Below are 9,491 nucleotides of genomic sequence, written 5' to 3'. Positions count from 1 at the left end.
ACATGGAGCTGACTGTTACTAATCGGGTGAGGGCTTGACCAAAAAGCCGAGGAAGCGGGGATACCCCCCCCGCTGTAGTATCGGTACGCAGGTTAAATTTGATTCAAAAAGTTTGATTAACCATCAACAAAGCATGTATGTAGTTTTTAAGGTACAAAGGGAAAGAGGAAAGCAGGAGAAAAATCAGTACATGGATTTTTCTCCTGTTTTTATTATATATAATCATACATCTCCCACCATTTACATCTCTTTTTCCATATGCTACAATAGGTAAGACCAAAGGAGCCTGACCAGGCTGTGAGGAGGTGCAGGCTTTGACCTTTGAACTTGATTTGGGCAATTTAATCGTAAGGAGGAAAGAAAAGAGTATGTTTAATTTTCTTGTGACTGCCGAAGGCGGTCTCACAACGGCAGGATATGCCGTATCTGTTATTGCAGTCCTGATTTTGATAATTCTGGTAGCAGTATTACTTCAGAAAAACACATCTGCATTAAAATTTACCACACAGCAGCTGGTTACCTGTGCAGTAGCATTGGCACTTGCATATGTAACTTCCTACATTAAGATATTTAAACTGCCATTTGGCGGATCTGTGACCTTGTTCAGTATGTTGTTTATTGTTCTGATCGGTTACTGGTATGGCATTAAGGTAGGAATTCTTACCGGTCTTGTATATGGGATTTTTCAGTTCCTCCAGGAGCCATATGTCCTTTCATTTTTTCAGGTATGCTGTGATTACATTCTGGCATTTGGAGCCATGGGGCTTTCCGGATTATTTACAAAATCCAGAAAACATGGTCTTCTTAAAGCATACATACTAGCAATTCTGGCAAGAGGGGCATTCCATGCACTTGGCGGATATCTTTATTGGATGGATTATATGCCGGATAATTTTCCGAAGTCTCTGACAGCTTTGTATCCGATTATTTACAATTACAGTTATATTCTTCTGGAAGGTGTACTGACGATCGTAGTAATTTCTATTCCGGCAGTATCCCGTGCACTTGGGCGAATGCGAATAATGGCAACTGGTGGAAATCGACAATCTGCAGCCACCGAAAAATAATTAATACAGACACATAAATAAAAATAGATCGTTCAAGCTACTACGATCTTTTTTTATTGAAAAATCACAAAAAGTTATATAAAACAAACCAAAAACACAAAGAATACTTTTCACCTAAAGAAAGTTGTGCTATGATAATCAGGCGGAATAATTTCCCATTCAAACGGATGAAGGCAAGTCCCCACCTACAGTTTATTGCTTTTCGCAACCACATAGGAGACTTCTTTGATTCGGTTAAAATATTTCAGACAGATATAACATATCTGAACATATAAAATACAAAAGAAAAAGCAGCCATACAGTTGCGAAAAGGAGAATATCTTAAGTAATCAAATTTGTTGACTAATGTGATCAAATGTGTTTAAAAGTACTCAAAAGAGTAAATTATTATGAACACATCAAATATCACAAATTACAAGCCAAAAGATTTTGCTGAACTGTTAGGTGTATCTGTAAAAACATTACAGCGTTGGGATAGAGACGGAACTCTAAAGGCAAACCGAACTCCAACTGATAGACGTTATTACACTTATGACCAATATCTGCAATTCAAAGGAATAAGTACTGAAGATGACCAACGTCAGGTAGTTATTTATGCCAGGGTATCTACAAGAAATCAAAAAGATGATTTACAAAACTAGGTTGCATTTTTACGACAGTTTTGTAATGCCAAAGGTATTATTGTAGACCAGTGTATTGAAGATTATGGAAGTGGCCTTAATTACAATCGTAAAAAGTGGAACGAATTATTAGATGAAGTGATGGAACAAAAAATCAAAACCTCGTGCAGGATATTGTTTCAATACTCCATGTGTTCTCTTGCAGGTTGTACGGACTTCGTAAGTATAAAAAACAAATAGAAAGGGATGTGGAAATTGCTAAAGAGCTTCAAGACGGAAATAAATCCGTCAGAGGAACAGAAAGTCAAGATTCATAAGACGATAGGAACTTGTAGATTTATTTATAATTTCTATCTTGCCCATAATAAAGAACTTTACAACAACGGTGAAAAGTTTATGAGCAGTAACAGGTTTAGAGTCTGGCTTAACAATGAATATCTTTCTGAGCATCCGGAGTATTCGTGGATCAAGGAAGCTTATTCAAAAGCAGTAACACAGTCAGTAAATAATGGACAAACTGCTTTTACAAGATTTTTCAATCACGAGAGTGCTTTTCCTAAGTTCAAAAAGAAAGGCAGATCTGATGTAAAGATGTATTTTGTAAAGAATAATCCAAAGGATTGTCGTTGCGAAAGGCATAGAATCAATATTCCGTCACTTGGTTGGGTCCGTATCAAAGAAAAAGGATATATTCCAACAACTAAAGACGGATATGTGGTTAAAAGTGGCACGGTCTCAATGAAAGCTGACAGATACTATGTTTCAGTTCTTGTAGAAATTTCTGATAACAAGATTGCTGATAATTCCAATGCAGGAATTGGCATAGACTTGGGATTAAAGGATTTTGCCATTGTTTCTAATGGTAAGACTTATAAGAACATCAACAAGTCAGCAAGACTGAAAAAGCTTGAGAAACAATTTATTCGGGAACAGAGATGTCTCTCCCGTAAGTATGAAAATCTAAAGAAAGGAGAAGTCACTCAAAGGGCGAATATACAAAAACAAAAACTCAAGGTACAGAAACTTCATCATAAGATAGATAATATCCGTACTGATTACATTAACAAGACAATCGCTGAGATAGTGAAAACCAAGCCATCTTATATAACGATCGAGGACTTAAATGTAAATGGTATGATGAAGAATCGACATCTTTCAAAAGCAGTTGCATCACAAAAGTTTTATGAATTTAGAACAAAGCTGCAAATCAAATGCAATGAAAATGGGATCGAACTTCGAATAGTAGATAGATGGTATCCATCATCTAAAACCTGTCACTGCTGTGGCGCTATCAAAAAAGATTTAAAGCTTTCAGATAGAATATTCAAATGCAGTTGCGGTTATGTCGAAGACAGAGATCTCAATGCTGCACTTAATTTGAGAGATGCAATAACTTACGAAGTTGCATAACTAAAACGCAAACGTAAGTATGTACCGAAGGCTATTTTCGGGAATTTACGACTGCGGAGTGTACAAGAACTTGTGAGTAGATATGATTTCGGTCAATCAAAAACATACACGGTGAAGCAGTAAGTAGAACTCGTGAGAGTCTACGTTATCTCGATGTGAGTATATTTACACATATTTTGAGTGGCAGAAGAAAAAGATGTCTAAAAAAATTGAACGAAATGATCCCTGCTGGTGTGGAAGCGGAAAAAAATATAAAAAATGTCATGAAGCATTTGATGAAAAAATGGAACTCATGAAAAAGAAGGGGTATGCAGTTCTTGACCATGATCTGATCAAGACACCTGCACAGATCGAGAAGATCAAAGAGAGCTGCAAGATCAATGTTGCAGTTCTTGATTATGTTGCAGAGCATATCGGACCAGGCGTGACGACACAGCAGATTGATGACTGGGTACATGAAGAAACAGTACGTCATGGCGGAATTCCGGCACCACTTAATTATGAAGGTTTTCCAAAAAGCGTATGTACATCTATCAACGAGGTAGTATGCCACGGAATCCCGGATGAAGAAATTGTCTTAAAAGAAGGTGATATTGTCAATGTAGATGTATCCACCATTTATCAGGGATATTTTTCTGATTCCTCCCGTATGTTCTGTATTGGACAGGTAAGTCCGGAGAAGGAGAAGCTTGTCCGTGTGACAAAAGAATGCATAGAGCTTGGCCTTGAACAGGTAAAACCATGGACACCGATCGGAAATATGGGAAGTGCTGTACACAAACATGCAGTGGAAAACGGCTATACAGTTGTGAGAGAAATTGGCGGACATGGTGTAGGTCTTGAGTTTCATGAAGATCCATGGGTAAGCTACACATCTAAGGAAGATACAGGTGTACTCATGGTACCCGGAATGATCTTTACTATTGAACCAATGGTCAATATGGGATCTGATGAAATCTATACAGATGAGATCGATGACTGGACAGTGAGGACAGAGGATGGTCTGCCATCGGCACAGTGGGAGATCATGGTCCTTGTTACAGAAACAGGACATGAGGTCCTTTGCTGGTAAAAGCCATCGAAAATCCGGAAAAAAAGTCCTTGCAATGAGAAGTTATCTAGTGTATAATCACATATGTTGTGAAAAAAGATGGTCCTCTGTTACCATATGTGTATTAAGAACATCCAGTATAATTAAGGAGAGAAAGAAATGAACGAAATTATTAAGAACATTGAGTCCGCTCAGCTGAAAGCTGAAGTACCGCAGTTCCGCGTAGGAGACACAGTAAGAGTACACGCACTGATCAAAGAGGGAACACGTGAGCGTGTTCAGATCTTCGAGGGTACAGTACTTAAGAGACAGGGTGGAAGCACAAGAGAGACTTTCACAGTAAGAAAGAGCTCCAACGGTGTTGGTGTTGAGAAAACATGGCCGCTTCATTCCCCACATGTAGTTAAGGTTGAGGTTATCCGTCATGGTAAAGTACGCCGTGCGAAACTGAACTACCTGAGAGATCGTGTAGGTAAAGCAGCTAAGGTTAAAGAGCTTGTAAAATAATTTCATAAGTAAAGAGGCAGGGACAATAACATTTGCTATTGTCCCTCTTTTTACATCAGTGCGTATGCGTGTAAAGACACATACAGGGGATAGAATATGGGATTAAATAAGAAGATTAATATCGAAAATCTGAAGGAAAACAGAGCTGTTTCCGAAGCAAGGGAGAAGCTTCGTGATGACAGGACAAGAGGAATCGTGAAATGGGTGTTTGAAATTATTGTGACCCTGGTTTTTGCTGTGCTGGTTGCAATTTCTGCATTTCAGACTGTGACATTGCAAGAAAGTGCCATGGAACCCACGTATTCTGTAAGTGAAAAGTTTTTTGTAAACAGGGCTTTATATAAGGTCAGTTCACCAAAACGTGGAGATGTGATCGTTTTTAAAACAAGCGCCAGTGACTCGGCAGCCCTGCATATCCGACGTGTGATCGGCCTTCCCGGGGAGACTGTTCAGGTTAAAGACGGGAAGATCTATATCAACGGCAAGGTTTATGAAGAAAACGGAGCTTATCAGGATATGACAGATGGAGGACTTGCAAATAGTGCTATAACTCTGGAAAGCGGGGAATATTTTGTCCTTGGTGATAATCGCAATAACAGTGAGGACAGCCGCTTCAGCGATATCGGAAATATCAGTAAGAAGTACATTGTCGGGAAAGTTTGGTTTACAGTTTCTCCGAAAAATAAAATAGGTTTTATAAAATAGATCAAAGTAAACAGATTAAAGTATAGATAAATGAGGTGAATTATGAACGTACAGTGGTATCCAGGCCATATGACGAAGGCGAAGCGTCAGATGCAGGAAGATATCAAGCTGATCGATCTGATCATTGAGCTTGTAGATGCAAGAGTTCCTCTTTCCAGCCGAAATCCGGATATTGATGAGCTGGGAAAAAACAAGGCGCGTATGATCCTTCTCAACAAAGCAGATCTTGCCGATGAGAGACAGAACCGTGCCTGGATGGAATATTTCAAAGAAAAAGGAATCTATGCGGTAAGTATTGATTCCCGCAATAAGGGATCTATGAAGGCCGTTTCTGCGGCAATCACAGAGGCATGTAAGGAAAAGACAGAGAGAGACCGGAGACGAGGAATCAAAAACCGTCCGGTACGTGCGATGGTTGCAGGAATCCCTAATGTTGGAAAATCAACATTTATCAATACCTTTGCAGGAAAAGCCTGTGCCAAGACCGGTAATAAACCAGGAGTTACAAAAGGAAAACAGTGGATACGTCTGAATAAAAGTGTGGAGCTTCTGGATACCCCTGGAATTCTCTGGCCAAAATTTGAAGATCAGGAAGTTGGAATGCGTCTTGCCTATATCGGTTCGATCAAGGACGATATTCTGAACATCGAAGAACTTGCCCTGGGTCTGATCGGATATCTGCAGGAGTTTTATCCGGCAGCGATCAGAGAGAGATACAATGTAGAAGAAGAGCTGAAACCGCTGGATATCCTTACTGCAGTTGCGAAAGCAAGAGGATGTCTGAAAAAGGGCGAAGAGCTTGATTATGAGAAAGCATCCCGCCTTTTGCTGGAAGAATTTCGTTCCGGAAAACTGGGAAAAGTGACTCTGGAGTTTCCAAAAGGTCCGGAGGAAGCGTAATGGAAACAATGAAAGATATCAAGGCGCGTTTTGCGTCAGCGAAGGAGGGCGAATATAACGCCCTTTTTCGTCATTATGAAAATGATGAGAGAAGCGGTGTACAGAAACTGATCCAGCAGTATCACAAAAAGCTTCAGGCTCTGGAGGATGAGCGTGTACGTACAGAGAGCATGAAGAAATATGAACATGAATATGAGCATCTTGGATATCTTTGCGGGATCGATGAGGTGGGAAGAGGCCCTCTTGCCGGACCGGTAGTCGCCTGTGCGGTGATCCTTCCGAAAGACTGCGATATTTTATGGCTGAATGATTCTAAAAAGCTTACAGCTAAGAAGAGAGAAGAATTGTACGATGTGATCCTGGAGGGAGCAGTTTCTGTTGGAATTGGAATGGCAAGTCCGGAGAGGATTGATGAGATCAATATCCTGCAGGCAACCTATGAGGCAATGCGTCAGGCAGTGAGCAGGCTTTCTGTGCAGCCGCAGCTGCTTTTGAACGATGCGGTTACCATACCGGAAATCCAGATTCCGCAGGTACCCATCATCAAAGGTGATGCAAAAAGTGTATCCATTGCGGCAGCAAGTATTGTTGCCAAAGTGACCAGAGACCGGATGATGGAAGAATATGATAAGGTTCTTCCGGAATACGGATTTGCCTCCAATAAAGGATATGGTTCTGCAGCGCATATTGAAGCATTGAAGAAATATGGACCAAGTCCGATACATAGAAAAACGTTTATCACACATTTTGTATAAAAATACTTAAGATACCGACATCAAAAACAGAAAGGTTTTGTTTATCTGAAGGAAAATAGAAGACAGAAGGGCAGCTATTATGAAGGAATTGCTGCAGCGTTCCTGGAAGAAAAGGGGCTACAGATCAAGGAAAGAAATTTTCGCTGCCGAAGTGGTGAGATCGATCTTGTTGCACAGGATGGAAGATATCTGGTGTTTATTGAAGTGAAATACAGAAAGAACGGAAAGAGTGGAAGTCCTTTTTCAGCGGTAGGGAGAGAAAAACAGAGGATCATCAGCAAAGTGGCAATGTTTTATCTGATTGCACATGGATACCGGGAGCTGCCTCCCTGCCGTTTTGACGTAGTAGGAATTGATGGAGAGAACATCCACTGGATAAAAAATGCTTTTGATTTTTGCAGTTGAAAGGACTGGTCACATAAGATGAAAATAAAATGGTATAAAGATAAACAGCTAATGAATGTAAATCAGAAGAACAAGGTTACCTGGCTTACATATCCTGCTTTTGAGAAATTTTCCGGGATCGTACATGGCTTCAGTACCCGCCTGGGAGGAGTAAGCCAGGGGATTTATGAATCTATGAACTTAAGCTTCACAAGAGGGGATGAAGAGTCTGCGGTGCGGGAAAATTACCGCAGACTTTCTGCTGCTATGGGATTTTCCATGGAAGATATCGTAACCTCTGATCAGACACACACCACCAATGTACGTGTGGTCACGGAAGAAGACAGAGGAAATGGGATCACAAAACCAAGACCTTATACAGATGTGGATGGAATGATCACCAATGTGCCGGGACTGGTGCTGGCAACGTTTTATGCGGACTGTGTACCACTTTTCTTTATAGATCCGGTACATAGAGCTGTGGGATTATCTCATTCCGGCTGGAGAGGTACTGTAGGAAAGATCGGAAAAGTGACGGTGGAGAAGATGACTGAGGAATTTCAGACAGATCCTTCAGAGCTTTATGCAGCCATTGGTCCTTCTATCTGTCAGGATTGCTATGAAGTCAGTGAAGATGTGATCGATCAGTTTAGAGAGGCGTTTGAAGAAAAATACTGGGATGTGCTTTTTTACAGAAAACCAGATGGGAAATACCAGCTGAATCTGTGGGAGGCGAACCGAAGGATCTTTCTGGATGCAGGCATAAAAGAAGAGCGGATCTCAATGCCGGGCATCTGCACCTGCTGTAATCCGCTCTTTCTTTATTCACACAGGGCTTCTCACGGGAAACGTGGAAACCTGGGAGCATTTATTACTGTTCGTTGACTTTTTTCATGAGATTCATGATCTTTTCGTTGCTGGAACGAACCTTCTCGACAGATACATCATGATTGATGATATCGATGATACTTGCAAGATATTTGCTCATGTTTGCTTCGATATAGTATGGGCGGTCAAGAAGCTCAGGAATACGATAGTTAAGGTTGGTTGTGATGACTCTGTCCAGCCAGCCTTTTTCGTAATATTCATCAAATTTGGCTACGCCATCTGTAAACAGACCGTAGGTTGTGCAGACGAATACACGTCCGGCTTTACGCTCTTTGAGCTGACGAGCAACATCCAGCATGCTTTCTCCGGAAGAGATCATATCGTCGATGATGACAACATCTTTGCCCTCTACGGAATCTCCGAGGAATTCGTGAGCAACGATCGGATTCTTTCCGTTGACAACGGTGGAGTAATCACGGCGTTTGTAGAACATACCCATATCGACTCCAAGGATATTGGAGAAGTATACAGCACGGGACATGGCACCTTCATCCGGGCTGATGATCATGAGATGATCATTGTCAAGCTTGAAATCAGGGACATTTTTGACCAGTGCTTTCAGGAACTGGTATGTGGGGAAAAAGTTATCAAAGCCCTTCAGCGGAATAGAGTTCTGTACACGTGGGTCATGAGCATCAAAAGTAATGATGTTGGAAACACCCATGGCACTTAACTCGCGAAGTGCAAGTGCACAGTCAAGAGATTCTCTCTTGGTACGTCTGTGCTGACGTCCCTCGTAAAGGAATGGCATGATAACGTTGATACGGTGTGCTTTACCGGTGGCTGCGGAGATGATTCTCTTCAGATCCTGGTAATGGTCATCCGGAGACATGTGGTTCTCATGACCGCATACGCTGTAAGTAAGGCTGTAATTGGTCACATCTACCATGATATAAAGGTCTGTTCCGCGGACAGATTCCTTGATGTAACCCTTACCCTCACCGGTTCCGAAACGTGGGCATTCGCAGTCTACAAGGAAAGATTTTTCTGCATATCCCTGTGGGATGATGGTGGATTTCTTGGCGGCTACAAGTTCTTTACGGAATTTAACCAGCTTTTTGTCAACCTCCTCGGCCAGTTCGCGGCATCCGGCAAGTGCGGCGATTCGGATCGGGGCAACAGGCATAGACTTTTCCAGCAATTCTATGTTTGGCATAATATTCCTCCTAAGTGTATGTCATTAAAAATTCTCAGTCTATTTATA

General features: G+C 41.2%; 10 protein-coding genes and 1 pseudogene. 10 read left to right on the top strand and 1 reads right to left on the bottom strand.

Annotated features, from left to right (window positions below):
* Positions 1–368 precede the first annotated feature (368 nt).
* The 10 genes and pseudogenes from DWW77_RS03675 (at position 369) to pgeF (ending at position 8,284) form a co-directional block, all read left to right on the top strand.
* On the top strand, positions 369–1,067 hold the full coding sequence (locus DWW77_RS03675) for an energy-coupled thiamine transporter ThiT (protein WP_022427325.1): 699 nt from the start codon (positions 369–371) through the stop codon (positions 1,065–1,067).
* Positions 1,068–1,471: 404 nt separating this feature from the next.
* A pseudogene (locus DWW77_RS03670) lies at positions 1,472–2,004 on the top strand (IS607 family transposase).
* On the top strand, positions 1,943–3,097 hold the full coding sequence (locus tag DWW77_RS03665; protein ID WP_353616909.1) for an RNA-guided endonuclease InsQ/TnpB family protein: 1,155 nt from the start codon (positions 1,943–1,945) through the stop codon (positions 3,095–3,097). Before DWW77_RS03670 ends, DWW77_RS03665 begins: the two are co-directional and overlap by 62 nt.
* Before the next feature lie 196 nt (positions 3,098–3,293).
* A complete protein-coding gene (locus DWW77_RS03660) occupies positions 3,294–4,169 on the top strand; it encodes a methionyl aminopeptidase (protein WP_015525317.1) in 876 nt (291 codons plus the stop codon).
* A gap of 138 nt (positions 4,170–4,307) precedes the next feature.
* Complete coding sequence (gene rplS / locus DWW77_RS03655) at positions 4,308–4,655, top strand: 50S ribosomal protein L19 (RefSeq protein WP_015525316.1); 348 nt, start codon at positions 4,308–4,310, stop codon at positions 4,653–4,655.
* A gap of 96 nt (positions 4,656–4,751) precedes the next feature.
* On the top strand, positions 4,752–5,360 hold the full coding sequence (lepB, locus tag DWW77_RS03650) for a signal peptidase I (protein ID WP_015525315.1): 609 nt from the start codon (positions 4,752–4,754) through the stop codon (positions 5,358–5,360).
* Between the two features lie 42 nt (positions 5,361–5,402).
* Entirely contained in the window at positions 5,403–6,260 is an 858-nt protein-coding gene (gene ylqF, locus DWW77_RS03645) for a ribosome biogenesis GTPase YlqF (RefSeq protein ID WP_015525314.1), read from the top strand.
* Positions 6,260–7,015 (top strand): ribonuclease HII, encoded by a 756-nt coding sequence (rnhB, locus tag DWW77_RS03640; RefSeq protein ID WP_015525313.1) that lies wholly within the window; start codon positions 6,260–6,262, stop codon positions 7,013–7,015. The genes ylqF and rnhB overlap by 1 nt, the downstream gene beginning before the upstream one ends.
* A gap of 45 nt (positions 7,016–7,060) precedes the next feature.
* The gene (locus DWW77_RS03635) at positions 7,061–7,420 is read left to right on the top strand and encodes a YraN family protein (RefSeq protein WP_092072031.1); all 360 of its coding nucleotides are present in this window, start codon (positions 7,061–7,063) and stop codon (positions 7,418–7,420) included.
* 51 nt (positions 7,421–7,471) lie between these two features.
* Complete coding sequence (gene pgeF / locus DWW77_RS03630; protein WP_330606051.1) at positions 7,472–8,284, top strand: peptidoglycan editing factor PgeF; 813 nt, start codon at positions 7,472–7,474, stop codon at positions 8,282–8,284.
* On the opposite strand, the gene DWW77_RS03625 is transcribed toward pgeF, so the two are convergent.
* On the bottom strand, positions 8,271–9,443 hold the full coding sequence (locus DWW77_RS03625; RefSeq protein WP_059085936.1) for a ribose-phosphate pyrophosphokinase: 1,173 nt from the start codon (positions 9,441–9,443) through the stop codon (positions 8,271–8,273). The two genes, pgeF and DWW77_RS03625, sit on opposite strands and share 14 nt — an antisense overlap.
* Between the last annotated feature and the right edge of the window lie 48 nt (positions 9,444–9,491).

The sequence above is a fragment of the Ruminococcus sp. AF17-12 genome (assembly GCF_003479245.1).
Taxonomy (GTDB): domain Bacteria; phylum Bacillota; class Clostridia; order Lachnospirales; family Lachnospiraceae; genus Blautia_A; species Blautia_A fusiformis.
This window is presented reverse-complemented; position numbering and strand designations above follow the sequence as displayed.

Coding starts and splice junctions, on each gene's coding strand:
- DWW77_RS03675 (WP_022427325.1), top strand. CDS start 369: ATGTTTAATTTTCTTGTGACTGCCGAAGGCGGTCTCACAACGGCAGGA.
- DWW77_RS03660 (WP_015525317.1), top strand. CDS start 3,294: ATGTCTAAAAAAATTGAACGAAATGATCCCTGCTGGTGTGGAAGCGGA.
- rplS (WP_015525316.1), top strand. CDS start 4,308: ATGAACGAAATTATTAAGAACATTGAGTCCGCTCAGCTGAAAGCTGAA.
- lepB (WP_015525315.1), top strand. CDS start 4,752: ATGGGATTAAATAAGAAGATTAATATCGAAAATCTGAAGGAAAACAGA.
- ylqF (WP_015525314.1), top strand. CDS start 5,403: ATGAACGTACAGTGGTATCCAGGCCATATGACGAAGGCGAAGCGTCAG.
- rnhB (WP_015525313.1), top strand. CDS start 6,260: ATGGAAACAATGAAAGATATCAAGGCGCGTTTTGCGTCAGCGAAGGAG.
- pgeF (WP_330606051.1), top strand. CDS start 7,472: ATGAATGTAAATCAGAAGAACAAGGTTACCTGGCTTACATATCCTGCT.
- DWW77_RS03625 (WP_059085936.1), bottom strand. CDS start 9,443: ATGCCAAACATAGAATTGCTGGAAAAGTCTATGCCTGTTGCCCCGATC.